Source organism: Sphingomicrobium aquimarinum (assembly GCF_039655735.1).
Lineage (GTDB): Bacteria > Pseudomonadota > Alphaproteobacteria > Sphingomonadales > Sphingomonadaceae > Sphingomicrobium > Sphingomicrobium aquimarinum.
The window spans coordinates 1,113,823-1,138,995 of the sequence record NZ_JBBYXH010000002.1 but is presented as its reverse complement, the minus strand read 5'-3'; the positions used below and the strand labels follow the sequence as shown (position 1 = coordinate 1,138,995).

Here is a 25,173-nt window from a genome sequence, read left to right as displayed (position 1 = left end):
CGCCCGTGGTCCTGTGGGCAGCGCTGCTGGTCCTTCTTTCCTGGCCCGCCTTCACCTTCGCGCTCGGCGACTGGCTGGCGCGTGACGGACTGATGCTGCCGGGCGGGCGCACCTGGTTCGGGCGCGACTTCACCAACCTCTATCTCGGCGGTGAAATGCTGCGAGAGGGCGTGCCGATCTACGATTACCGCACCTACATGGGCGAGCTCCAGGAGCGCGGCATCACGGCGGGGCAGAACAGCAGCTACCCCCCGCCGGTCTATCTTGTCGGCGTGCCGCTCAGCTATCTTCCGTACGGCCTCGCGCTGGCGCTCTGGCATTTCGTCGGCGCGGCGCTGTTCGTGTTCGCCGCGCGCAAGCATATCCCGTTCCATTGGGGATGGCTATTCCTGTTCCCCGCGATGGTATCGATTCCGAACGGCCAGTACGGCCTCTACACTGCCGCCTTCTGGATGTTCGCTTTCGCAGGCTCGGGGGTCGCCGCGGGTTTGCTGACGATCAAGCCGCACCTCGGTATCCTGCTCGCGTTGGCGATGGCGGTGAGGAAGCGCGTCTCGATGATCATCATCGCACTCGGCGTCGCAATCGGGCTTCTTCTCGTCGCCGAACTTGCCTTCGGTCTGAGCGCCGCCTTTCTCGGCGAAGGGCGCGCAATGCAGATGCGGATCCTCCTGACCGACGCCGACATGGGCTATTTCGGCGCCATGCCCTCTACCTACGTGCTGTTGCGCGGCACGCCGTTTGCCTGGCCCGCGCAGATCGCCGTCGCCGTCGCCGCGCTCGTCCTGGTCTGGCCGTTGTTGTGGCGCGCCGACTTCAAGCGCCTCGTCTTCCCGCTCGCCACCGCGACCTTCCTGATCCTGCCGTACAGCTTCAGCTACGACATGGCGGTCGTCGGCCTCGGATTCGCGAGCCTCCTTTGGCGCCACTTCGCCAGACTGTCCGTTCTCGAGCTGACCATCGTCACCTTGGCACTTCTCTCCACGCAGTGGTTGTTCGCCACGCCGCTGTTCCTGCTCGCGGGCCTCACCGTCCAGCGCCGCCGCCTATTGCTTGAACTCGGCGACGGAGAAGCGCAGGAAGCGATCTCATGAAAAAGATCGACGCCATCATCAAACCCTTCAAGCTCGACGACGTGAAGGACGCACTGTCCGACGTGGGGGTATCGGGCATGACCGTGACCGAGGTGAAGGGCTTCGGCCGCCAGAAAGGTCACACCGAACTCTACCGCGGCGCCGAATATGTCGTCGACTTCCTTCCCAAGCTGAAGATCGAGGTCGTGGTCCCCGAAGACCAGCTCGAGCGCACGGTGGAAGCCATCGAGAATGCCGCGCGGACCGGCCGCATCGGCGATGGAAAGATATTCGTCTCGACCATCGACCAAGCCGTCCGCATCCGCACCGGCGATCGCGACGTGGACGCATTGTAAGGCGCCCGCGCGATGACCGACGACCGCGATCCCCGCCTGGCCTCGATGCCGCCCGAGGAATTGCGCCGCATCATGCGCGCCTTGGGGTATCGCACTCAGGCCGATCTCGCGCAGGCCATCGGCGTGTCGCGCTCGTCGGTCAGCCTTTGGCTCGACGGCAAGGTCGGCGTGCCCCGCCCCGTCGCCATGCTGCTACGGATGCTGATGAACGCGCAGCGCCGCGCGCATTAGTTATGGCGCTGAGGCCAGGCCCGCCATCCACGTGAAATATTGACCCGGCACATCCCGCCGCTTGTCGGAACCCTGCCCCCATCCGAAACACTGGTCGCATCGATGGCGCGCTCGAATCGCGCCGCGAGACGATTCAAACCGGAGGGCACCCGTTCCATGAGCACCAAGGCAAAAGATATCCTCGACCGCATCGAGGATGAAGAGATCGATTACGTCGAGCTTCGATTTACCGATCCGAAGGGCAAGTGGCAGCATTTGTCGATGGTCGCCGAAGCGCTCGACGAGGACCAGCTCGAGGATGGCTTCATGTTCGACGGCTCCTCGATCGCCGGCTGGAAGGCGATCAACGAGAGCGACATGATCCTGAAGCCCGACTTCGAGGCCTGCTATGTCGATCCCTTCATGGCCGTGCCGACGCTCGTGCTCTTCTGCAACATCGTCGATCCGGGTTCGGGCGAGCTCTACAGCCGCGACCCGCGCTCGACCGCGACGCGCGCAGAAAACTATCTCAAGTCCACCGGCATCGGCGACACTGTCTATGTGGGGCCGGAAGCCGAGTTCTTCATGTTCGACGACGTGAAGTTCCATAACGGCTATGCCGGTAACGGCTACCAGCTCGACGATGTCGAACTGCCGTCCAATTCGAACACCAGCTACGAACAGGGCAACCTGGGTCACCGACCGCGCGAAAAGGGTGGCTACTTCCCCGTCGCGCCCGTCGACAGCGCTGCCGACATCCGTGGCGAGATGGTCTCGACCATGCTCGAGATGGGTCTGCCGTGCGACAAGCATCACCACGAGGTCGCCCCTGCCCAGCACGAGCTGGGTCTCACCTTCGGCGAACTCGTCGAAACCGCCGACCGGATGCAGATCTACAAATATGTCGTCCACATGGTCGCCAATGCCTATGGCAAGTCGGCCACCTTCATGCCCAAGCCGATCGCCAAGGACAACGGCTCGGGGATGCATGTGCATATGAGCATCTGGAAGGACAAGAAGCCCCTGTTCGCGGGCGACGGCTATGCCGGCCTGTCCGACACCGCGCTCTATTTCATCGGCGGCGTCATCAAGCATGCGCGGGCATTGAATGCCTTCACCAACCCCTCGACCAACAGCTACAAGCGCCTGGTGCCGGGCTTCGAGGCGCCGGTGCTGCTCGCCTATTCCAGCCGCAACCGTTCGGCCTCCTGCCGGATTCCCTACGGCACGGGCGAGAAGGCGAAGCGCGTCGAATTCCGCTTCCCCGATGCGACCGCCAACCCCTACCTTGCCTATTCGGCGCTGTTGATGGCGGGCCTCGACGGGATTGAGAACCGCATCCACCCGGGCGAAGCGATGGACAAGAACCTTTACGACCTGCCGCCCGCCGAGCTGGTCGATGTTCCGACCGTCTGCGGCAGCCTACGCGAGGCACTGGTCGCGCTCGACAAGGATCGCGCCTTCCTCACCAAGGGCGAGGTGTTCTCCGACGACCAGATCGATGCCTACATGGATCTCAAGTGGGACGAGGTACTCAAGTGGGAAACCACCCCGAGCGCCATCGAATTCGACATGTATTACAGCGCCTGATCGCTATTCGATCCGAGCGACAAGGGCCGTGCGGGACCACCGCGCGGCCCTTTTTCATTGTGATCCATTAACTGCCTTCCGGCACCGCTTCTCAACCATTCGCGTTTAATCGCCACTATCGCCTTAGTCTGCGAGCAAGAGGGATAGGTGTCGATGAAGGATTTTCGAGATCGGCTGCGGCTGACGTCCGAAGCGGACCGCGTTGCGGACCCGCTGCTTCGTCCCAAGGATGCCAAGCGGCTCGCCGCGCGCGAGGATGACCTCACGTCGGTCTCCATTCCCCGTCACGAGACCCGCTGGAAGAACATGCGTGACGACGAGCGCCATCGGCTCAAGTCCGAGGATTGCGTCATCACCACGATCGACGAGGAGCGGCGGATCGTCCAACTCGTCAACCTGTCGGGCGGCGGCGCGATGGTCGCGTCGGACTACGTTCCGGCCTATCTGGAACCCATTCTCGTCGACCTCGGCGATGGCGGCGAGATCGAGGCTGCCGTGCGCTGGGTGAAGGACGGTCGCATCGGACTGGAATTTGCCTCGGAGACGCAGATCGGCTGCGATGCTGCGACCCGGGACGCGCTCCTTCTCGATACCATCCGCAAGAGCTTCCCCTCGGCCAACCTCGACGGCATGGCGCACGCACCCTCGGCCTTCACCGCAAAAGAGGACGGCGAGGAGACCCCGCGCCAACCTCGGAACGCGCGACGTCACCCGTTGATCTGGTGCGGTGAGGTCCATTACGATCACGACACCCACCCCGTCCGGCTTCGCAACATCTCGGAGACGGGCGCGCTTGTGGACTGCAAGATGCGGCTTCCGACCGAAGCTTCACTGCTCCTCGATCTCGGCGGTGCCGGCACGATTTTCGCGACGGTCAGCTGGTCGCGCGGCGGTCAGGCGGGGCTGCGTTTCGAGCAGGCGTTCGACGTGTCCAAACTTGCCGAAGCGAAACCGCAGGTGAAAAGCGGTTGGCAGCAGCCGGACTATCTTGCCGCGCATAACCTGCAGGCGCGCGAGAATGGGCCCGAAGCCTCTCCCTGGTCACGGCACTGGCAAGCTCCCAGCATCGAGGCGCTGCGCGAAGACCTCGAAGGCTACATGAAATATTGAGGCCACCGTCGAACCGGTGACGAGCGCCCCTCGCCCGCCGCCCGATCGCGTCCGCTAATAATCCTTTTGATAACGCGCGTTGATGCCCGCGCGCCCGATCGAACTGATCGTCGCGAGGATCGCCAGCCAGTTGGTCACCTGGAACTCTGCCTGCGTTGCGGTATAGCCCTGGCCGTCGGTGATCACCTCCACGTAGAGCCGGCGCGTGATATATTTGCCGGCACCGATCGCGGTCCCCTGCCCTGTCGTGATGTCCGCGGGAAGGATGCGCAGCCGGTCGAGCCCGATGGCGGTGCGCACCGCGTTGATGGGATCGAGCCCGCCGCCACCTGCGCCACCCTGTAGGCTCGCGACCGCCGCGCCCAGCTGGACGACTTCCGCCGCCGACAGATTGGCGACCGACGTCCCGAACAACAGCCGCGACAGGATTTCGTCCTGGTCGGACACCCCGGGACTGGTGAAGCTGATCTGCGGGCTCAACGCATTGCCCGTCACCCGCACCTCGGCATCGATCCCGACCCCGTCGGCGACCGCCAGCACGTCGATGGTGGGGTTGGGCGGCGAGTTGCCGTTGAAGTCGATATCGCCCCGCGCGACGCGGAAGCGCCGACCGGCGAAGCTATACTCGCCGCGCTGAAGGTCCGCCGACCCGGTGATGCGCGGTTCGAGCACGCTGCCCGCCAGATGCACGTCCGTCGTCCAACGTGAGTCCAGCCCGAGCCCTTTGACGATCAACGGCCCGCCCGCGACATCGACGTCGAGCATCCACGGCGAGATGCGTTCGCGCTCGATGACGAGGTCGGGATCGAGGTTGCGCTCGATCACCTCGATCGAGGCCACTTCGGCAACGCGCCCGGCCTGCCCGAGCGCATAGCGCCCCTCGTCGAGCGTGAGGTCGCCCGAGATCGTTCCCCCGTTGCCACGCGAGGTGATCGTGAGCGGTCCCGTCACCGTCGCCGCGATATCATCGCGCGCGAGCAGCCGTGCGTTGCGGGCACGAATGCCGAGATCGATCCCGATCCCGCCCGGAAGGAAGGTGAAATCGCCGCTCCCGGAGAGCCGCCCGTCGCCGGGCGTGGTCCCGCTCATCGACGTCACGATGAGCCGCGAGCCGCGGAATGTGCCGCGCGCATTGAGATTGTTGACGACCGTCCCCGTGACCGGGCTTTCGAGCTTCGCGCCGTCGAGTTGCAGCGCTCCCGAGATTCGCGGACGCAGGATCGACCCGCGTGCATCGAGCGCGACCTTGAGCGGCCCTGTCAGGTCGAACAATTCGACGTTGGACAGTCTCCACAGCGTTCCTGCGGGCCCATCGTAGCGGAACTGGGCGAAGATCGGCGCCGACAGGAGCGCGCTGCCGATATTGCCTGCCGGAAGCGGCGAGAAGCGGATCTGCCCGCGGCCGAGCCGGTTGCCCTCGCTCTCGACCACGACACGGGCGCCCGCCTGGTTGCCCTGCAACTTGGCGTTTACCGCCATGTCGATCGGGCGCGAGGCCAGGAGCAGGCCCGCGCGGCTGAGACCGCGCACCTGGAAGCTCGCATCGCCGTCGCGCCGCACCGGATCGTAGGAGGCGGTTCCGCTCACCGTCCCCGTCAGCCCGAGATCCGGCACCACGAGATCGGCGAGCCGCAGCGGCATCCCCGACAGGGCGATGTCGACGGGGCCGCCGCGCCCAAGGCCCGACACCCGCGCCCGCCCGCGTCCGTAGCGAAGGTCGACATCCGACAAGAGCCATCCGTCAGCGGTCTGGCGGAAGACCGCAGGCTGGACGAACGCGAGGCGCCTGCCCTGCAAGACGCCCGATCCACCGATCGTGATGCTGTCGGGGGTGAAGTCGGCCTTGAGATCGAAATCGAATTCGCTGCGCCGTCCGCCGTCCAGCGAAGCGGTGATCGTGCCGACGAGATTCTCCAGCCGTCCACGACCGGTCACGCTGTCGAACGAGAGTCCCGCGATCGTCGCGCGCTGCAAGGCGAACTCGAAGTCCGCGCTCAAGCCGGCCTCGCGCAGCAGTAGCACGCCGTCGAGCGTTCCCGAGCGTGCCGCGATCGCGGGCGGCCCCGGGAAGGCGGCATTGTCGAACGTGAGATCGAGCCCCACGCGCTGTCCCGCTTGGCCCGGGGGCAATCCGCGCGGCACCGAGAAATCGATCGTCCCGCCGATCTCGCCGCCCGCCAGCCGCAACCGTCCATCGAAGCCGCCGGGCACGATCGCGAGACGACCCGAACCGCTCGACCCCGCGACCGTCAGGTCGGCGATATCGATCGCCGCCTGCCCGCCCGGCGGAATGAGAATGTTGCCGTTGGAGGTGAACGGCCCGAAGCGGCTCCCGCCTTCAGCGGTATAGGCGAACCCCGTCCGGTTGGGATCGAGCCGTAGCGTCACGTCCGACAGGCCGAGCGCCTCGTTGGGACGCGCCAGCAGAAGGTTCACTTTCGGCCGCGAGATATTGCCGTCGATGATCGCGCGCACCGGTCCATAGCGCTCGTGCACGCCCCGCGCCTCGAACCTGAAGGTCCCGTCGCGGCGCCGGATGCCCGATCCCGTGAGGTCGAGCAGCGGACTGTCCAGCCGCAAGTTCGTAAAACGGATGATCCCATCCGGGCCACGCGAAAGATCGGTCCGCACCGTCGGCAGGCCGCCAAGCAGGCTGGCGAAGAAGCTGTTGTCGAGGCGTCGTACTCTCGCGGTCGCACTGCCCTCGAGCCGCACCCCGCCTGCGCCGGGACGCAGGTCGAGATCGGTCGTCACGTCGACGATGCCGAGCCCCGGAATGAGATACTGGTTGAGATTGGCGCTGAGCGCGAAATCGATCTCACCGCTCGCAAAGTCGATCTGAAGGACGCCCGTCCCGTCTGTCTTGTCCGAGCGGAACCGCAGACGTTCGCTCTCGAGTCCGCGGTCGGTGACGCGGAGGATCGATTCCAGTCGCAGGTTGCGCAGGATTTCCTCGAACTGGATGCCGAGGCCGACGACACGGCTCGCGCTGGCGGTCAGCGGCACGCGGCGCGGCGAACGCGACCAGCGCCCCGCCCCGTCGGCCTCGAGGTCGTAGAGGGTCAGCGTGTCGATGCTCAGCTGCGGACTGGACAGGCGATAAGTGTAATCGAACGTCGCGAAGGCGCCGTCGAGCGTGCCGACCAACCGCAGTCGTTCGCCGCCGAGCCCGTCGAGCAGCGCCTCCGGGCGGCGCGCATCGATCCCGAGGTCGAGATCGACGAAACGGTTGGCGCCGAGATCCACGCCGCCGTCGGCGATGATGCGTGCGGCATCGCTCGTCAGCATCGCCTCGCCGGCGATGACCTGGTCCTCGAAGGTCACCGCCGCCTCGACGGCGACCCCGCCGGCGGTCAGCCCCGCAAGTGTTCCTGTCAACAGCGGCGAAGGATCGACACGCCCGTCGAGATTGTAGACCCCGTCGTCCAGCCGGATCGCAAGGTCGACGGCCTGTGTATCCCCGATCGTCCCTTCCGCGCGGCCCGCCCACGCCGTCCAGTCGCCATCGCCGTTGACCCGCAGGGTGATCGCCTCATCCAGCCCGAGAAGCTGCGTGGCCACACCGTCGGCGGGCGATTCGAGCGCCAGCGCGAGGTCGAACCTGTCGGCATCGGGTTCGGCGTCGAGCCGCAGCGCCACGCGATCGCCGTCCGCGATTGCGGCCTGCAGGTCGACGAGGGCGCGTCCCGAACGGATCGTCACCGCACCTTCCACCACGCCTTCGCGCCGTTCGCCCGACACCGCCTCCTCGACCACCAACCGGTCGACGCGCAGGTCGCCCACGTGAATGTCGAAACCGGGCAGGATGGGATCGTCGGGATCGCGCGCGACCGGACACAGTTCGGGAAGGCGCTGGAGCGTCGCCGTATCGATCTTCAAATCGTCGATGTGCAGCGAATTGTAGAGCCATGCCAGCGGCGACCAATCGACTTCCGCTCGGTCGATGGTGAGGAAGGCGCCATCGGGATCGCGCACTTCGACATTGCGCAGCACCATCTGATTGTAGACCGAACCTTCGATCCGCCCGATGCGGATTTCCGAACAGTCCGCATTGTCGAGCGCCGCGATCCGGTCGGCGATGAAGCGGTGTCCCGTCTGGCTGTCGAGCAGCAGGAGACCCACCGCCAGAAGCCCAAGGAGGATGACGAGCAGCGCCAGCAGTTCCTTGCCGAGCCGCTTGCCCGCCCGTCTCCCGAGCGAGCCCTTCTTCGGCTTGTCCCCGTCGCCTCGCGCCATCGTCTAGAACGCCTGCCCGAAACCGACGACGACCGCGATGCGGCTGTCGCCTTCTCGCGGATTGAGCGGGGTGCCGACATCGATGCGGATGGGGCCGAACTGGCTGTAGTAGCGCGCCCCCACGCCCACGCCGACCTGCCAGTCGCTGGTTCCCGGCCACGCTTCGCGGCTCACGCGTCCGGCATCGATGAAGGGCACCACGCCGAACGGACCGAACAGACGCACCCGCGCCTCGAGTTGCACTTCCGAGAGGCTCCGTCCGCCCGTCGGGATATTATATTCATCGCGCGGCCCGAGCGCCTGGTAGCCGTAGCCACGCACCGACCCGCCGCCACCCGCGTAGAACCGACGCGATGGCGCGATCTGGAGTACGTCGGTCCCGCCGATCGTTCCGATCCGCACGCGCCCCGCCGCCACGACCTTGTCGCCGAAGGGTCGGTAGTAGGTCCCCTGGAGCCACGAGCGCAGGTAGCTGTCGGCCTCGCCCTCGAAGCTCACCTCGGGGCTCACGAAGGCGGACACCGTGAAGCCTTCGGTCGGATCGAGCAGATCGTTCGACCGGTCCCATTCGCCCGTCAGCGGTAGGGCGCCGATGAAATAGGTCAGCCGTTCGGGCTCGGGAAGCGGGATGGGATCGCCATTCTCGTCTTCCAGCTTGGGACGGCTGTCGACCTCGCGCGTCGCGATGATCTCGGCGCCCACGCTCCACGTCCATTCCTTCTGCCACAGGAAGTCGCTGAGGCGTTCGACGCGTCCCGAAATCAACGCGGTTTCCGCCTCGTATGCAGGCCGGTCGATGGTCGAGGCCAGCGCCTGCATGCTGAGCCGCTGGTCGCGACGGAGCCAATTGGAGCGGACCATCGAGACCGCCGCCAGTTGCTCCTGCGTGCCCAGCACCCCTTGCAGCGTCAGCGCACCTTCGGGATTCCAGAAATTGCGATGCTGCCATTCGCCCTCCACGCGAAAGCCCTCGCCCGTGCCGAAGCCCACTTCGGCAGCGATCGTCCGCATCTTGCCCGGCTCCAGCCGTACCGCGACATCGACCACTTCGCCGCCCGCACGCGGCTCGGTTTCGATCACCACGCTCGACACCAGCCCCGTCTCGATCAGCGCGCGGCGCAGGTCGACGATTTCGGACTGGTCGTAGATCTCGCCCGGCTCGAACCGCGCGATCCGCTGGACGTGGCGGGGCGGAAACGGCGGATCGCCCTCGACGGTCAGGGAGCCGTAGCGCGCGATCGGCCCCGGGGTCACCGGCTGCACCAGCGTCGCGGTCGACGTATTGTAGTCGACGATCACCTGCCGTTCGCCCACCTCGGCGCTCGCATAGCCGCGCAGCCCCAACTGCTCGGTCAATTCGGCCGTCCCCTCGATGACCTCGGCGGCGATGACCGGGTCGCCCGGCTGCACGCCGAACGCCGCGCGCAGGTCGTCGGAATTCTCTCCCGCCCCCTCGATGCCGGGTAGCGCGACATCGGTGAAGATGAACTGCCTGCCGGGATCGACGGTAAAGCGCACCAGCAGGCTCTCGCCCTGCGGCACGTAGGAAAGGTCGATCCGGGCCGCATAATAGCCACGCGATTCCAGGATCGTGTCGAGGAGCAGCAGGTCAGTCTGCGCCCGCCGGTCGATCTGCGCGGCATTGTCGGCCTCGCCGTCGTTGGTCTCGAGACTGGACAGGATATCGAAGTCGTTCTCGATGCTTTCGGCATCGTCTTCCGGCAAGCCCACCAGCTGCCAGCGGTAGCTTCTGACATCGGCATCGATCAGCTCTTCGGAGGGCAGCTCTTCCTCGTCCTGCGCAAAGACCTCTTCGGCCAACTCCTCGAACTCGGGATCGGCCTCGGTGCCCCGCACTTCGGGCCACGCGAGGTCGAGCTCGGGAAAGTCGGCGAGTGGCTCGTCGGGATCCGCGATCGGCGCGTCATCGGCGGGCGGGACAGGCTGTACGGAACCGCTGTCCTGCGCATGGACAGGCGTCGCCGCGGAGCCCGCGAGCAACAGGGCCACGCCCCCCCGACAAAACGACCTGTACATGCGCAAAGACTAGGCAGGGAAATGCCCGCCTGCCAGCTATTTCGTCAGCGACACGAAATCCTGTCCAGACGTCGGCTAGTGCCGGGTCGCCCCGCCCCCGTCCCCCGACAGCATCTCGACCACGCGCTCGATCTGCCGCCAGCGCGCATATTCGCGCACATTGTCGCGTCGACGGGAGGCTTCTGCGCGCGCTGCCGCCTTGAGCGGCGCCGCCGCGCCATGGTCGCTAAGGAGCGCCGATGCCGCCTCGAGGCTGGCACGATCTGCGATAAAGATGGATGTCATGCCTTTCCTATACCCCCGCGAGGATGAAGGAAGCTGCCATCAAACAGGGTTAACGCGTCAGCCCAGTCGCCGTCCCGCCCACAGCACACGGCCGACGACGTCGAGGTCGCCGAGGCTGAGGCCCGGCCAGTCGGGATAGGCGGCGTTGTCGGACTGGATCGTCACGCTCTTGCCCATCGGATGGATCGCGAGCCGCTTGACCATCAGGGCATCGTCGATCCGCAAGACGTAGATGCCATCGCGGAGCCGCGCGCCCCGATCATCATGATCGACGAGGATATCGTCACCGCTCGAGAGCGTCGGCGCCATCGAATCCCCCTCGACCTTGATCACCGATAGCTGGTCTGCCTTGCTGCCTGTCATCGCGCGCAGCCACTGCCGGTCGAAGGCCATGCGCGCGCCGCCGCGCACCTCGTCGTTGAGGCTTCCCGCCCCCGCCGCCGCCCGGACAGGCGCCTGCGTCACCGTGACGAGGCCGTTCGAACGCTCTGCCTCACCCGGCCCGCCCAGCTCCTCCTCGGATACGTTGAAATAATGCGCGATCAGCCGCCGGTCGCGCTCGGCCAGTTCGCGGGGCGTGCCGCGACGGATATATTGCTGGATATAGGCCGGGTTCTTCCCGACCAGTTTCGACAAGGTCGCAAAGTCCACCCGGTGGGCCCTGCACAATTCTTGCAGCCGTTCGCGCGGTTCGAGCATCATGCCACCGTTATAGATATAGGAATTTTCCTAGACAAGTAGGAAATCGACTGGAAGAACCCCATGAGTGCCGAGTCGAGATGAGAGCAATGGGGTATAACCGTGTATCTACTTCGAGACATTGAAAAATTTCTAAAGACCAAACAGGTTCCTGCGGCGCGCTTCGGGCGTGACTGCGTGGGCGACCCTCGATTCGTCTTCGACCTTCGCCGTGGCCGCGAGCCGCGCCAGCGGACGGTCGAGCGGGTGCGTTCCTATCTGGAGAACAGCCAATGATGCGCCCGCCCCTGTCCCGTGCGGCCACGCATCTGCTGCGCCAGTTGCTCGAGCGTGCAGGCCTACCCCGCGATAAGGTGCTGATTAGGGAATTTCGTTCTACCGATTGGCATTCGCTTACCTACGAAGGGGAACGGCATGAAATCTCCCTGCGTATCCCGCAGCCCGACGCCAAAGTGGCGGCCAACAGGCTGACCCATGGTCTGGCAGATGCAGAGTTCGTCCTTCCGGGGCACGTCGTCGCCGACATCGCCCTTACGAGCGAACCCGCGACCGAGCCAGACGGCTCGATCGCCATCGAGATCGAGGCCCTGACACTCGCAGATGCCTGACAACCGAGCAGGCGGCGGGCGGGCGTGGCCCTGGGGAGGAGCCGCGCCCACCCGTCCTTGACCTTACGCCTCCGACACCGCCTTCGCGATCGCCTCGCAGAACGCGGGCACATCGTCGGGATTGCGGCTGGTGATGAGGTGACCGTCCACGCAGGCTTCCTCGTCGACCACCTCGCCGCCCGCGTTTTTCAGATCGGTCCGGATCGAGGGCCAACTTGTCACGGTCTTGCCCTTCACCACGCCCGCTTCCGCAAGCAGCCAGGGGCCATGGCAGATCGCCGCAACGGGCTTTTCGGCCTCGTCGAACGCCTTGATCAGCGCGATCGCATCCTCGTTGGTGCGCAGATTGTCGGGGTTGATGACCCCGCCCGGCAGCACCAGCGCGTCATAATCGTCGACGTCCGCCTCCGTGATGAGCTTGTCGGGCGTCACCATGATCGTCGGCTCGTCCTTGACCCGGCCCTGGATGGGATTGCGATCGGGGCTGGCAAGATGGACCTGCGCGCCCGCCTCGCCCAGCCGGTCGCGCGGTCCGGTAAGTTCCAGCTCCTCGAACCCGTTGGTCGCCATGATGAGGATTTTCTTTCCGTCGAGATTCTGCACGTTTCACTCCTATGTCTTTCGTCCATGCTCGGAACCGCCAACGCACCGGGGCGCTTAGCTATCCGAAAGGGAGCTGAGCCGTGCGTGACTTGCGGCATTCCAGTGACGAGGAACCCGGTTACACCCGGGTGCGCCGCGGCAGAGGCTGGAGTTATCATGACGAGAAGGGCGACAAGCTCGACGATGGCGACGTCATCGAGCGGCTAAACGCGCTCGCCGTCCCTCCCGCCTACAAGCAAGTCTGGTTCTGCAAGGACGCGGGCGGGCATATCCAGGCCACCGGCATCGACGAGCGCGGCCGTAAGCAATATCGCTATCACGACGATTATCGCGACCTCGCCGAGATCGCCAAGTTCGACTCCATCGTCGCCTTCGCCCAGTCGCTTCCCAAGATCCGCAAGCAGGTCGAGCGCCATCTGCGCCGCCGCAAACTGCAGCGCGAACCCGTGCTCGCCGCCATCGTCCGGCTGCTCGACACCGCCCACCTGCGCATCGGCAACGCCGCTTACGCCAAATCGAACAAGAGTTTCGGCGCGACCACGCTCCAGCACCGCCACGTCAAGAAACTGAAGACGCGCATCAAGCTCAATTTCCGCGCCAAGCACGGCGTGCAGCGCGATGTCACCGTTACCGACGCCGCGCTCAACCGCGTTGTTCGCGAATGCCACGATTTGCCCGGGCAGGCGCTGTTTCAATATGTCGACGATCGCGGCAACACCCGCGCGGTCTCCTCCAGCGACGTCAATGCCTACCTTCGCGAAATCAGCGGCACGGAATTCACCGCCAAGCATTTCCGCACTTGGGGCGCCTCGCGCCTCGCCTTCGAGGAAGTCGAGCAACAGATGAAGGCGGGCGACAAGATCACGCTGAAATCGGTCGTCGATCCCGTCGCCAAGGCCCTGGGCAATACGCCCGCGGTCTGCCGTTCGAGCTATATCCATCCCGCCATCATCGATGCGGTCAAGGACAAGCCGCTCGACCCGCTCGCCGGCACCAAGCTGCCGACGCGGGGCCGCAAGCGCCTCCAGCGCAGCGAAGCGCGGCTCATCGCCTTTCTGGAGCCCGGCGCCCTCAAACCCACCAAGCGCGCGCGGATCGCCCGCTTCCTCAAGGGCCGCGCCCCGGCTTGAAACGGCACCCCGCTTTCCCCTAGTGGCGAGCCATGACGACGACGAACGAAACCATCGCCGACGCCGCCGAGACCGTAGAGGAGCCGCTGATCGGCACCGTCAACTGGATCGCGAGCAACTGGGATGACCTCCTGATTGGCGGCGCAGTCGCGCTTGGCATCATCGCCGTGCTCCTCGTCCTGCGCACGCTCGGCAAGAACTACCGTCGCCGCACCCAGGATCGCACCAGCTGGAAAGGCATCATCGCCGGCGTCTTTGCCAAGACCAAGGTAATTTTCATGGTGGTGCTGGCGATCGATATCGTCATCAACCAGACACGAGTGCCAGAGCGGATCGACAATTTCTTCGATACGCTGATGGTCATCGTCGCCGCGCTGCAGGGCGCGATCTGGGTGCGAGAATTGATCCTCGGCGTCGTCAAGTCCAAGGCCGCGCAGGAAGAGGACGATCCCGACTCGACGCTCGGCAACGCCATCAGCATCATCCGCGTGTTCATCAACGTCGCGGTGTTCGCGCTTGCCGGGCTGTTCATCCTCGGCAATCTCGGCGTCAACGTCCTGCCGCTCATCACCGGCCTCGGCATTGGCGGTATCGCCATCGGCCTCGCCGCGCAGGGCATATTCGAGGATCTCTTCGCCGCCCTCTCGATCGTGTTCGACCGACCGTTCCGCCGCGGCGACCAGATCAGCTACGGCTCGACCTTCGGTACGGTCGAGAAGATCGGCATGAAGACGACCCGCCTGCGCGCCGTCACGGGCGAACAGATCGTCATCGGCAACACACAGTTGCTTGGCCAGGAAGTGAAGAATATCGCGATGGCCGAGCGCCGCCGCATCGAAATCCCTTTCGGCGTCATCTATCAGACCCCGCCCGAAAAACTCGCGCAGATGAAGGCGCTCGTCGAAAGCACGATCCGCGACAACGATGCTATCGAGCCCGTCCGCACGGTCTGCACGGGTTTCGGCGACAGCTCGATCGATTTCATCTTCATCTACGATCATTACACGACCGACTATGAGGAGCTGGTCGGCACCAAGAGCCTCGTCCTCATCGAGATCACGCGCCTGTTTGCCGAACAGGGCATCGAGTTCGCCTATCCGACGCAGACCACCTTCACTGCGGCTCCCGATGGCGAGATGATCATGCCATACCCCAAGGATGGGTTTAAGATCGTAGATGAGGAAGCAGAAGTGAAATCTGCTAAGGGAGCCGATAAAGCAAAGGGATAGCAATGCGTATTCTTGTGTTGGGTTTGGCGGGGTTTGCCATTTTTGGTGCATATCCAGCGCTCGCTTGCCGCGATTATATGAACGCGCCGCCAATGCCTGGCGAAAGCTGGGACGAATTTTCAGCACGCGAGAAAAAGGTTGTCAGCGACCTTTATCAGATCGAGCATTACGAACGAGAGAAGCTCAATTTCGAGGAAGCGGAGACGGTTTATCTTGCAAAGGTAGTGAAGGCTGGAGCTCAGTTCTCCGAGAGTGTGAGAACAGCAGAATTCTACCGTGCCACCGAAGTTGAGCCCGTCACAGTTTTCAAAGGCGATCTGCCCACTACGAACTCTATTCTTCGTACAAACCTAGGGCCGGAATGCTGGGTCGATGGCAATGGATTTGCGGGCGCACTTGGAGAAGGAGATTTTGCAATCATATTCTTAGGCGTCGAAACTCACGGGCACGATGGGGTAGACAGCATTGCTGCCACGGACGCGCGTTATGCTCCCATCGTCAACAGTCTCATGACCTACGTTCTCGATATGGACGGCGGACCGGTCCATTACGACGAAGCTTCTGAAGCATATTTATTTCGACAAGAGGATGGCTCATTCAAACCCGGCGATTTTTAGCCGACTGGTTTCAATCAAAACTGACGCTCTCTCTTGCGCTTTCCGCTTACGTAAGTGTAAGCACGTCCCATGCCCGTCGCCTCGCTCGACACCATCCGCGCCGCCGTCGGCACCGAGATCGGCGTATCCGACTGGATCGCGGTGCCGCAGCAGCGTATCACCGACTTCGCCGACGCGACCGAGGATCGGCAGTTCATCCATGTCGACGAGGCGCTTGCGAAGCAGACACCCTTCGGCGGCACCATCGCCCATGGCTTCCTCAGCCTCTCACTCTTGAGCCGTATGGCCGCCGACGTCATGCTCGTCCCCGAGACGACTAAAATGGCGGTCAACTATGGCCTCGACAAAGTGCGTTTCCTCAAACCTGTCGCGTCGGGGAAAAAAGTGCGCGGCCGGTTCGTTCTGACCGCAATGACCGAAAAAGCCCCAGGCCAGCTACTTCTGACCCACAACGTCACCGTCGAGATCGACGGTGAGGACAAACCCGCGCTGGTCGCCGACTGGCTCGGACTGATTTTCACCTAGCTAATGCCGATTGCTGGTATGGCGCTAGAAAGAGTTAGAAAGCTTCTCCTAATAGGACTATTTTCCTTTCTACCAATCGGTGGACTTGGAGTATTTTTGAACCTTAACGAAAGCAAAGTCTATGGCTATATCCTAATTCTATCGTCAATCATTGCATTGCTATCGATGGTAGCGACGACAGTACTGTCGCTGACCTTATTATGCTCCCGTTGCCATTCGCGATATTTTTCGGTTTTTCCTTTTTTTCTATAGTGTTCGACAGAAGGTGTAGAAATTGCGGATACCGAGATGTATGATTTTTGCAGCCTCCTCATCAGAGGAGTGGACTTAAGCTCCTTTGCCACGACCTCGGTTGGCTTCGCTGGTCCATTAGCTTAGCTATCAATTTCGACGCAATTTGCCTACTAGGTAGGACATCTAGGAGAGAATTCATCATGCGTGACGCCGTCATCGTTTCCACCGCCCGTACCCCCATCGGCCGCGCCTACAAGGGCGCCTTCAACATGACCCATGGTCCGACGCTCGGCGCCTACAGCCTGGCCCCCGCGATCGAACGTGCGGGTATCGAGGCGGGCGAGATCGACGACGTGTGCTGGGGCGCGGTGCTGGCGCAGGGCACGCAGTTCGGCAACATCGGCCGCCTCGTCGCGCTGAAGGCCGGCGCGCCCGTCACGGTGTCGGGCATGACCATCGACCGCCAATGCTCCTCGGGCCTGATGGCGATCGCCACCGCCGCCAAGCAGATCATCACCGACCGCATGAACGTGGTCGCCGCGGGCGGACAGGATTCGATCTCGATGGTCCAGACGCCCGAAATGCGCGTGGCGATGGATCCCTCGCTGATCGAGATGCACAAGAACGTCTACATGCCAATGCTCCAGACCGCCGAGACCGTCGCCCAGCGCTACGGCATCGATCGCGCCGCGCAGGACGAATATGCGCTGAAGTCGCAGCAGCGCACCGCCGCCGCGCAGGAAGCGGGCCGCTTCGACGACGAGATCGTCCCCGTCACGGTCACGATGGGCGTGAAGGACAAGGAAACGGGCGAGATTTCCAAGAGGGAGGTCACGATCGAGAAGGACGAGGGCAACCGTCCCGAGACCACGCTCGAGGGCTTGCAAAGCCTCAACCCCGTCCTCGGCCCCGACACCCACATCACCGCGGGCAACGCCAGCCAGCTTTCCGACGGTTCGTCGGCCTGCATTCTGATGGAAGCGAAGGAAGCCGAGCGCCGCGGGCTGCAGCCGCTGGGCCGCTATGTCGGCATGGCGGTCATGGGCACCGAACCCGATGAAATGGGCATCGGCCCGGTCCCCGCGGTCAACGCGCTTCTCAAGCGCTTCGACCTGAAGGTCGAGGACATCGGCCTGTGGGAATTGAACGAGGCCTTTGCGGTGCAGGTGCTCTACAGCCAGCAGCAGCTCGGCATCCCCGACGACATCCTCAACGTCGATGGCGGCTCGATCTCGATCGGCCACCCCTACGGCATGAGCGGCGCCCGCATGACTGGCCACGCACTTATCGAGGGCAAGCGCCGCGGTGCGAAATATGTCGTCGTCACGATGTGCGTCGGCGGCGGCATGGGCGCGGCGGGTCTTTTCGAAGTCCTGTAGGGCCCGCGGATCGCGAAGCGCCGGTCGGATAGCGACTGGTTGCCCGCGCCACCACGAACAACAAAGAAAAACGGCGCCGGCGGGTCACACCCTCCAGCGCCGTTTCCTCGCATCGCCATGCGACAGTGCCGGCCCGCCCGCGACGGCAAGGCCGGACGCTGTTCGGTGTCAGAAGAGGCCGACCTCGACCGAACCATAGAGCTCCAGATGATCGACAACCGGATCGCCCGAATAGGACAGATCGCCGAACCCCTCGATCCGCCGTTCACTGGCGTGCTTCGTCTCGGAAATCGACCGATCCTGTGCGAGCGCGATGCCGGGTTCCATGAGCGCGGCAGTCGCGCCGAACAATAAGGTCGTACACAGTAGAGCCTTGGGAAGCCGCGTCGTCATCATGTCTCTCCTGATTGATGATGACATTTGTAGTCGATGCGAGCGGCACGCGCAAGATCGCTCGTCGAAGCCAGCCGCCCGTTTGTCGGTCAGCCGCTCTCAGTCGACGACGGCGCCCCGCGCCATGACCCAGTCGACCTCTTCAAGCACCGACACGTCGGTATAAGGATCGCCGTCGAAGGCGATGATGTCGGCGCTCTTGCCCGCCACGACCATCCCGATTTCGCCGCTCATGCCCAGCGCTTCGGCGGCCACGACCGTGATGCTGTCGAGCGCCTGCCCGGGCGTCATCCCCGCGCGCACCAGGAGCGCCAGTTCCTCCGCGTTGCGCCCATGCGCGAACACGCCGGCATCGGTCCCGAACGCGATGGGCACGCCCAGCCGGATCGCCGTGCGAATGGGCTTGCCGACCTGATCCATCACCTGGCGGATCTTGGCGTCGACGACCGGGGTGTACATGCCCTGCTCCATGCCCTCGCGCACGCCTTCGAACGCCAGCAGGGTCGGCACGAACACCGTTCCCGTCGCGCGCATCTGCCTGAGCGCCGCCTCGTCGGCGTAGGTGCCATGCTCGATACTGTCGACGCCCGCGCGCGCCGCTGCCTCGATGCCGCGTGCGCCGTGCGCGTGTGCCGCCACCTTCAGCCCCAGGCTGTGCGCCGTCTCGACGATCGAGCGCATCTCGGCATCGCTGAAATGGGCTTCCAGCCCGCGGCCCTGCTGCGAGAGTACGCCGCCCGTCGCAGTGATCTTGATGAGGTCAGCGCCGTTCTGGCTCGCCAGCCGCACCTTTTCTGCGCATTCGACCGGCCCCGTGCAGTTGAAGCCGGTGTCGAGCGCGGCATTGATCTCGGGGCGGAAGCCGTTGACGTCGCCATGCCCGCCGACGATCGCGATGCTGCTCCCCGCAGCGAGGATGCGCGGTCCCGGGATCAGTCCCTCGGCGATCCCGCGCCGCAGCATATAGCTGCCCTGCGGCCCCCGGCTCCCGACCTCGCGCACCGTGGTGAAACCCGCGCGCACCGTCTTCGCCGCATTCTTTACGCCGACGATCACGCCCCATTCGTCCGGCACCGTCGCCGCTTCCCAATAATCGCCGGAGGGATCGCCCGTCAGATGCGTGTGCATGTCGATGAGGCCGGCCATCACCGTCTTGCCCGAAAGGTCGTGGACGGTGCCGACCCGCGGCGCGTCCAGACCTGCGGTCACCGAAACGATCCGTCCGTCATCGACGATGATCGTCGCCGGTCCGCTCGCCCCCTCGCGCGTGTCGGCGATGAGATTGCCCGCGAGGATCGTGTCCTGCGCGGCGGCAGGCGCGCAAAGCGCGAACAGAGAAACGGCAGCGGCGAGAAACTTGAGCATGGCGAACCCCCTTCGTATCGGCACGGGCGCGATGCTGGCCGCGCCTTCTGCGCTTGGCAAGTGCGCGCGTAACCGGCATTCTCACCGGCATGACTCCGGTCGAACTTGTCGCGCTCGCCGCTTCCACAAGCCTGCTCGCGGGCTGGCGGCTCTATCTCGTGACCTTCATCACCGGACTGGGGATGAAGTTCGGTTGGGTGCCGCTGCCCGAAAACCTCCAAGCGCTGGACGTGCTCGCCAACAATTGGGTGCTCGCCATCGCAGGCGTCGGCACCTTCGCAGAATTCTTCGCCGACAAGGTCGCCTGGGTCGATAGCGCCTGGGATGGCATCCACTCGGTCCTGCGGCCCCTTGGTGGTGCATTGCTCGGGCTCGCGATCGTCGATGCGGGCGATCCCGCCTTCCAGGTCGCGAGCTTCCTATTGGGCGGCGGCGCGGCCTTCATGGCGCATACAGGCAAGTCCAGCGCTCGCACCGTCGTCAATGCGTCACCCGAGCCCGTTTCCAACGTCGTGGTTTCCACCATCGAGGATGTCGCCACCGGCGGCCTGCTCGCGATGGCCATCCTCAATCCCGTCGCCGCTGCTGTTGTCGCCGCCCTCGTCGTCGGCCTGACCTTCTACCTCGTCATGCGGGCGCGCGCGCTCATCGCCCGCGCTTTCGCGCGCCTTTCGCCGGATCGGGATCAGGCGAAGCTGTAGCTTCGCCGGCACCGCTACAGTCGTCTCAGAGGGTTCTGTAATCCTCCGGATCAACACCTCCAAACGCGGCGTCGTAGGTGCGATCCATCGCCTCGAACTCATCTACCATGGCGCGCTCGGCGCTGCGGCGTTTCCCCTGCACCATCCAGCGGATGATCGGCGTGGTGAACGATCCCTGTGTCGGTACGCAGTCGCGGTCGGTCGCGGGTTTGAACCGCGCCCGCTCGATAAGGATGTTGCAGGTCTGCGCCAGTACCAGCGGATCGCCCGCATAGGATACCAGCGTGCAATCCTTGACCCGGCCCTCCGCGTTCACGAGCAGAAAGGCACGGGCGATCCCGCCTTTTCCCGACATCACCGACGACGCCGGATAATCGTCCGAAGTGATGAGCGAGCGAACGTCGCCTTTCGCGCCGTCCGCTCCACCTAGCGGCCCTTCCGAAAGCCCCTCGCCCGCGACATTGTACGTTTCCCGAAGCTGCGACACGCACTTCCCGAGCGCATCCGACACGCCGCCCATTCTCGGCACGTCGATCATCGTGCGCTCGCGACCGTCCTCGAAGGTCAGGCGCGATACGCTCGCCAGTCGGGCGGCATTCACGGGCACGGTGTAGCGTGATACCACCTGTCCCAATTCATCGCTCTTGTAGCTGATGCGCTTCGCCTCGATCTTCTCGCCGTCGAGCCAGACCGTCGCCGTTGCCGCTAGCGCCGGCTGCGAGCGCCCGTCCTTCAGTAGCATGAATTCGGTGCTCAGCCCATGCGCCGCCGGCTTGATGATCATCGTCACATCGTCGCCGTCGATCGCATATTTGCGCGCCGCGAGGCACGCCGCCTCGCCGAAATCGACCTGCCACTTGCTCGCCGGTTCGGCCTGCGCCGCTGCGGCGAGCGCCGCTGCTGCCATCAGAAATGCCATCACCTATCTCCCCTTACGCGAAACCCGAGCGCGGCGAGCCTAACAGGCGATGGTCTGTGGGGCAAAATCCGATCAGGCGTGCGCGGCGATGAACTCCTCGACGACCGGCGCGATACGGTCACGCCACTTGCCGCCGTTGAAGATGCCGTAATGGCCCACATCCTCGGCCATCAGATATTTCTTCTTCTTCTCTGGTAGGCCGGTCGCGAGGCTCAGCGCGGCCTTGGTCTGCCCGAGCCCCGAGATATCGTCGCGCTCGCCCTCGATCGCGAGCAGCGCCGTCTCGTCGATATCGCCTGCATCGACGATCTCGCCATGGTGGGTATACTCGCCCTCAGGCAGCAAATGGCGCTGGAACACCACGTCGACCGTCTGGAGGTAGAATTCCGCCGTCATGTCCGCGACCGAGCGATATTCCTCGTAGAATTCGCGCGTCTTGTCCGCGCTCTGTTCGTCGCCGACGACGAGATGCTTGAACATCTCCCAATGGCTCATGAGGTGGTCGCCCAAATTCATCGTCATGAAGCCGGCGAGTTGCAGGAACCCGGGATACACCTTCCGCCCCGCGCCCGGATACACGTAGGGCACCGTCGCGATGGCATTCTGCTGGAACCAGGCGTGCGGGCGCTGGGTCGCGACCGTGTTGACCGCACCCGGGCTTTCGCGCGTGTCGATCGGCCCGCCCATCATCGTCAGCGTCTTCGGCGTAGCGGGATGATCGTCGCGGTTCATGATCGCCGTCGCGGCATAGGCCGGCACCGAGGGCTGGCACACCGCCAGCATATGCGGTCGCTTGCCCGTCTCCTCGAGGATCGCCTCACAGAAATCGACCAGATAGTCGACATAGCTGTCGAGATCGAAATGCCCCTCGGCGAGCGGCACGTTCTTCGCGTCCTTCCAGTCGGTGATATAGACGTCATGCCCGTGCAGCATCCGCTTGACGGTGCCGCGCAGCAGCGTTGCGAAATGGCCGCTCATCGGCGCCACGATCAGGAGCGGTTCCTGCCCCTCCACGCCCTTCTTGCGGAAATGCAGCAGGTCGCCGAAGGGCTTGCGCAACGTCACGTCCTCGTCGACCGCAACCATCGTGCCCTTCACGTCGGTCTCGGTGATGCCGAACTCGGGCTTGCCGCGCGGCGCGGCCGCATGGGCGAAGACGTCGAGCCCCGCCGCCATTACCGGCGCCAGCGAGCCATAACCCCACATGTTGGCAGGGTTGGACAGCCAGCCCGCGCCCAGCCCAGCCATCTTGCTGGCCCCGGCCATCAGCGAGCGTTGCACCTCGTAGGCGTCATAGAGCATGTGCGAAATTTCCCGATTGTAGTGCTTGGTTCGGGAACGAACGTGGCCCTCCATCGCTCCGCGCGCAACCCCGGATTGTGCAATTGCGAACAACTGTGGCCCCGCCGCTTGGCGTTACTGCCCCACGCTGCTAGGCGACACATCCGACATGAAAGCCGACCCGCCTCCTAAAAAGCCGATTTCCAACCTCGCGATGGTCGCGCGGATGGCGCTTGCCTATCCCTCGCGCATGGCCGCCGCAGCGCTGGCGCTGATCGTCGCGGCTGGCGCGACCGCGGGCGTGCCCTATGCGCTCAAACTCATCGTCGACCGCGGCTTCGGCGGCGAGGGCGACATCGCGCGCTGGTTCCAGTATCTGCTCTTCCTCGTCGTCGTCATGGCGATCGCCACCGCGCTACGCTTCTATTTCGTGAGCTGGCTCGGCGAGCGCGTGGTCGCCGACATCCGCCTCGCGGTGCACCGCAACCTGTTGCGCCTCAGCCCTTCCTTCTTCGAGGAAAACCGCCCCGCCGAGATCACCAGTCGCATCACCGTCGACACCTCGATCATCGAGCAGGTCGTCGGCACCACCATCTCGGTTGCGTTGCGCAACATCGTGCTCGCAGTCGCCTGCGCCACCATTCTCCTGTTCATCGCGCCCAAGCTCGCCGGGCTGATGATCCTCGTCATCCCCGTCATCCTGTTCCCGATGATCTGGCTCGGTCGCAAGGTGCGCGCCGTCTCCGCCACCAGCCAGGACCGGATCGCCAACGTCGGCACCGTTTCTTCCGAAGTGTTCTCGGCGATGAAAATCGTGCTCGCCTTCGGCCAGCAGCGCCGCGAAACCGACCGCTTCGGCACCGCCACCGAGCAGGTATTCGCCGTCGCCAAGAAGCGCATCCTGCTCCGCGCCATCCTCACCGGCATCGCCATCAGCCTGTTCTTCAGCGCGATCACCTTGGTCGTCTGGCAGGGCGCGATCGACGTGCGCGCGGGCCGCATGACCGGCGGCGACATCACCGCCTTCGTCCTCTACGGCGGCCTTCTCGCAGGCGCCTTCGGCTCCTTGTCCGAAGTCTACGGCGAACTGCTCCGCGCCGCGGGGGCCAGCCAGCGTCTCAACGAACTCATGCACGTCGAGCCCGACATCGTCGCGCCCGCGCAGCCCGCCGCCCTGCCCGAACCGCCGCGCGGACGCATTACGTTCGAGAATGTCGATTTCCGCTACCCTACGCGCCCTGAAGTCGCCGCCCTCGACGGCGTGACCATCGACATCCAACCCGACGAAATGGTCGCGCTGGTCGGCCCCTCGGGCGCTGGCAAGACGACCATCTTCCAGCTCGCCCAGCGATTTTACGATCCCGCCGCGGGCCGCGTCCTGTTCGACGGCGTCGATATCGCCACCGTCGATCCCGAAGCGCTGCGCCACCGCATCGCGATGGTCCCGCAAGAGGTGATGATTTTCGCCACCAGCGCGCGCGACAACCTGCGCTACGGGCGCTGGGACGCGCCGGACGCCGACATCTGGGAAGCCGCCGAGGCTGCCCATGCCGCCAATTTCCTGCGTGCCTTGCCGGAAGGCCTCGACACCTTCCTCGGCGAAGGCGGTGCGCGCCTGTCGGGCGGCCAGCGCCAGCGCCTCGCCATCGCCCGCGCGCTCTTGCGCAAGGACGCTCCCCTGCTCCTCCTCGACGAAGCGACCAGCGCGCTCGACGCCGAGAGCGAGGCGCGCGTCCAGGCCGCGCTCGACGAGCTCATGGGCCAGCGCACCACCATCGTCATCGCCCACCGCCTCGCGACCGTGCGCGCCGCCAGCCGCATCCTCGTCATGGACGAAGGGCGCATCGTCGAGCAGGGCACCCACGACGAGCTGCTCGCCACGTCCGGCCTCTACAGCCGCCTCGCGCGCCTGCAATTCTCCGACGCCGCCTAGCGCATCACTGGCACGCTACACATCGCGAGCAAGATGGAGGCGTGACCGAACGCCCGCGCTTTCTTTCATCCGGACGGCGATCCTGGCCGTATCTCCCTTGAATGATGAGAGAAACGTTCAGCCGAGCCTCACGTTGGCTCGTCTAAGGAGAACAGATGTTCGAAAAACCCGCCACTCGCCGCGCCATCATCGGCGCTTCCGCTCTCGGCCTCGCCGGCACCGCCCTCGCCTTCGCGGGCGGTACCAAGGTGAACCGCGACAGCTTCCCGGTGAAGAAGTCCGAAGCGCAATGGAAGAAAGAGCTGGGCGCGGATCGCTTCCGCATCCTGCGCAAGGCGGGCACCGAGCGCGCTTTCTCCTCGCCGCTGAACAAGGAGAAGCGCGCGGGCCTCTACCATTGCGCGGGCTGCAACCAGACCCTGTTCTCTAGCGCCGACAAATATGACAGCGGCACCGGCTGGCCCGCCTTCACCAAGCCCGTCGCGGCGAGCCGGATCGGCACCGCGAAGGACACCAGCCTCGGCATGGTCCGCGTCGAGGAGCATTGCTCGCGCTGTGGCGGCCACCTCGGCCATATCTTCAACGACGGCCCCCCACCCACCGGCAAGCGCCACTGCATCAACGGCCTCGCGCTGCGCTTCCGTCCCGCCTAGGGCTGCG

At 64.7% G+C, this 25,173-nt stretch carries 23 protein-coding genes; 14 read left to right on the top strand and 9 right to left on the bottom strand.

Annotated elements, in window-relative coordinates; all coding sequences use genetic code 11:
* Nucleotides 1-5: 5 nt before the first annotated feature.
* The 5 genes from WJS89_RS11900 to WJS89_RS11880 all read left to right on the top strand — a co-directional run bounded on the left by WJS89_RS11900 (nt 6) and on the right by WJS89_RS11880 (nt 4,339).
* The gene (locus WJS89_RS11900; RefSeq protein WP_346341151.1) at nt 6-1,094 is read left to right on the top strand and encodes a glycosyltransferase family 87 protein; all 1,089 of its coding nucleotides are present in this window, start codon (nt 6-8) and stop codon (nt 1,092-1,094) included.
* Entirely contained in the window at nt 1,091-1,429 is a 339-nt protein-coding gene (locus tag WJS89_RS11895; RefSeq protein ID WP_346341150.1) for a P-II family nitrogen regulator, read from the top strand. Before WJS89_RS11900 ends, WJS89_RS11895 begins: the two co-directional genes overlap by 4 nt.
* A gap of 12 nt (nt 1,430-1,441) precedes the next feature.
* The gene (locus WJS89_RS11890) at nt 1,442-1,660 is read left to right on the top strand and encodes a helix-turn-helix domain-containing protein (protein ID WP_346341149.1); all 219 of its coding nucleotides are present in this window, start codon (nt 1,442-1,444) and stop codon (nt 1,658-1,660) included.
* A 156-nt stretch (nt 1,661-1,816) separates the two neighbouring features.
* Nucleotides 1,817-3,229 (top strand): type I glutamate--ammonia ligase, encoded by a 1,413-nt coding sequence (glnA, locus tag WJS89_RS11885; protein ID WP_346341148.1) that lies wholly within the window; start codon nt 1,817-1,819, stop codon nt 3,227-3,229.
* A 153-nt stretch (nt 3,230-3,382) separates the two neighbouring features.
* Nucleotides 3,383-4,339 carry a hypothetical protein gene (locus tag WJS89_RS11880; protein WP_346341147.1) on the top strand — a complete coding sequence of 319 codons (957 nt, stop codon included), beginning with the start codon at nt 3,383-3,385 and terminating at the stop codon, nt 4,337-4,339.
* Nucleotides 4,340-4,393: 54 nt separating this feature from the next.
* Here the strand turns inward: WJS89_RS11880 and WJS89_RS11875 are convergent, their stop codons facing one another.
* From WJS89_RS11875 to WJS89_RS11860, 4 genes are all read right to left on the bottom strand, one after another.
* A complete protein-coding gene (locus WJS89_RS11875) occupies nt 4,394-8,575 on the bottom strand; it encodes a translocation/assembly module TamB domain-containing protein (protein ID WP_346341146.1) in 4,182 nt (1,393 codons plus the stop codon).
* Between the two features lie 3 nt (nt 8,576-8,578).
* Nucleotides 8,579-10,585, bottom strand: coding sequence for an autotransporter assembly complex protein TamA (locus tag WJS89_RS11870; protein ID WP_346341145.1), 2,007 nt, complete (start codon nt 10,583-10,585; stop codon nt 8,579-8,581).
* A gap of 102 nt (nt 10,586-10,687) precedes the next feature.
* On the bottom strand, nt 10,688-10,897 hold the full coding sequence (locus tag WJS89_RS11865; RefSeq protein WP_346341144.1) for a hypothetical protein: 210 nt from the start codon (nt 10,895-10,897) through the stop codon (nt 10,688-10,690).
* A gap of 57 nt (nt 10,898-10,954) precedes the next feature.
* Nucleotides 10,955-11,599 (bottom strand): S24 family peptidase, encoded by a 645-nt coding sequence (locus tag WJS89_RS11860; RefSeq protein WP_431994013.1) that lies wholly within the window; start codon nt 11,597-11,599, stop codon nt 10,955-10,957.
* 269 nt (nt 11,600-11,868) lie between these two features.
* On the opposite strand from WJS89_RS11860, the gene WJS89_RS11855 reads away from it, so the two are divergent.
* Entirely contained in the window at nt 11,869-12,204 is a 336-nt protein-coding gene (locus WJS89_RS11855) for a hypothetical protein (RefSeq protein WP_346341143.1), read from the top strand.
* A 63-nt stretch (nt 12,205-12,267) separates the two neighbouring features.
* Here WJS89_RS11855 and WJS89_RS11850 read toward each other — a convergent pair whose 3' ends face one another.
* Nucleotides 12,268-12,807, bottom strand: a complete 540-nt coding sequence (locus tag WJS89_RS11850) for a type 1 glutamine amidotransferase domain-containing protein (RefSeq protein WP_346341142.1) — start codon at nt 12,805-12,807, stop codon at nt 12,268-12,270.
* An 80-nt stretch (nt 12,808-12,887) separates the two neighbouring features.
* Between WJS89_RS11850 and WJS89_RS11845 the strand changes: the two genes are divergently transcribed.
* The 5 genes from WJS89_RS11845 (at nt 12,888) to WJS89_RS11825 (ending at nt 17,921) form a co-directional block, all read left to right on the top strand.
* On the top strand, nt 12,888-13,937 hold the full coding sequence (locus WJS89_RS11845; protein WP_346341141.1) for a DNA topoisomerase IB: 1,050 nt from the start codon (nt 12,888-12,890) through the stop codon (nt 13,935-13,937).
* A 32-nt stretch (nt 13,938-13,969) separates the two neighbouring features.
* Entirely contained in the window at nt 13,970-15,166 is a 1,197-nt protein-coding gene (locus WJS89_RS11840; protein ID WP_346341140.1) for a mechanosensitive ion channel family protein, read from the top strand.
* A gap of 2 nt (nt 15,167-15,168) precedes the next feature.
* The gene (locus tag WJS89_RS11835) at nt 15,169-15,783 is read left to right on the top strand and encodes a hypothetical protein (RefSeq protein ID WP_346341139.1); all 615 of its coding nucleotides are present in this window, start codon (nt 15,169-15,171) and stop codon (nt 15,781-15,783) included.
* 69 nt (nt 15,784-15,852) lie between these two features.
* Nucleotides 15,853-16,308: a MaoC family dehydratase gene (locus WJS89_RS11830; protein ID WP_346341138.1), complete on the top strand. Its 456-nt coding sequence runs from the start codon at nt 15,853-15,855 to the stop codon at nt 16,306-16,308.
* A 434-nt stretch (nt 16,309-16,742) separates the two neighbouring features.
* A complete protein-coding gene (locus tag WJS89_RS11825; RefSeq protein WP_346341137.1) occupies nt 16,743-17,921 on the top strand; it encodes an acetyl-CoA C-acyltransferase in 1,179 nt (392 codons plus the stop codon).
* A 168-nt stretch (nt 17,922-18,089) separates the two neighbouring features.
* On the opposite strand, the gene WJS89_RS11820 is transcribed toward WJS89_RS11825, so the two are convergent.
* The gene (locus WJS89_RS11820; RefSeq protein ID WP_346341136.1) at nt 18,090-18,317 is read right to left on the bottom strand and encodes a hypothetical protein; all 228 of its coding nucleotides are present in this window, start codon (nt 18,315-18,317) and stop codon (nt 18,090-18,092) included.
* A gap of 96 nt (nt 18,318-18,413) precedes the next feature.
* Nucleotides 18,414-19,679 carry a metal-dependent hydrolase family protein gene (locus tag WJS89_RS11815; protein ID WP_346341135.1) on the bottom strand — a complete coding sequence of 422 codons (1,266 nt, stop codon included), beginning with the start codon at nt 19,677-19,679 and terminating at the stop codon, nt 18,414-18,416.
* Between the two features lie 53 nt (nt 19,680-19,732).
* Here WJS89_RS11815 and WJS89_RS11810 point away from each other — a divergent pair, with 53 nt between their 5' ends.
* Nucleotides 19,733-20,380: a DUF4126 domain-containing protein gene (locus WJS89_RS11810; RefSeq protein WP_346341134.1), complete on the top strand. Its 648-nt coding sequence runs from the start codon at nt 19,733-19,735 to the stop codon at nt 20,378-20,380.
* Between the two features lie 25 nt (nt 20,381-20,405).
* On the opposite strand, the gene WJS89_RS11805 is transcribed toward WJS89_RS11810, so the two are convergent.
* Nucleotides 20,406-21,299 carry an energy transducer TonB gene (locus WJS89_RS11805; protein ID WP_346341133.1) on the bottom strand — a complete coding sequence of 298 codons (894 nt, stop codon included), beginning with the start codon at nt 21,297-21,299 and terminating at the stop codon, nt 20,406-20,408.
* A gap of 72 nt (nt 21,300-21,371) precedes the next feature.
* Nucleotides 21,372-22,601 (bottom strand): polyhydroxyalkanoate depolymerase, encoded by a 1,230-nt coding sequence (locus WJS89_RS11800; protein WP_346341216.1) that lies wholly within the window; start codon nt 22,599-22,601, stop codon nt 21,372-21,374.
* Between the two features lie 148 nt (nt 22,602-22,749).
* Between WJS89_RS11800 and WJS89_RS11795 the strand changes: the two genes are divergently transcribed.
* Together WJS89_RS11795 and msrB are read left to right on the top strand one after the other, a co-directional pair.
* Nucleotides 22,750-24,513, top strand: a complete 1,764-nt coding sequence (locus tag WJS89_RS11795) for an ABC transporter transmembrane domain-containing protein (RefSeq protein WP_346341132.1) — start codon at nt 22,750-22,752, stop codon at nt 24,511-24,513.
* 155 nt (nt 24,514-24,668) lie between these two features.
* On the top strand, nt 24,669-25,166 hold the full coding sequence (gene msrB, locus WJS89_RS11790) for a peptide-methionine (R)-S-oxide reductase MsrB (RefSeq protein ID WP_346341131.1): 498 nt from the start codon (nt 24,669-24,671) through the stop codon (nt 25,164-25,166).
* Nucleotides 25,167-25,173: the final 7 nt, after the last annotated feature.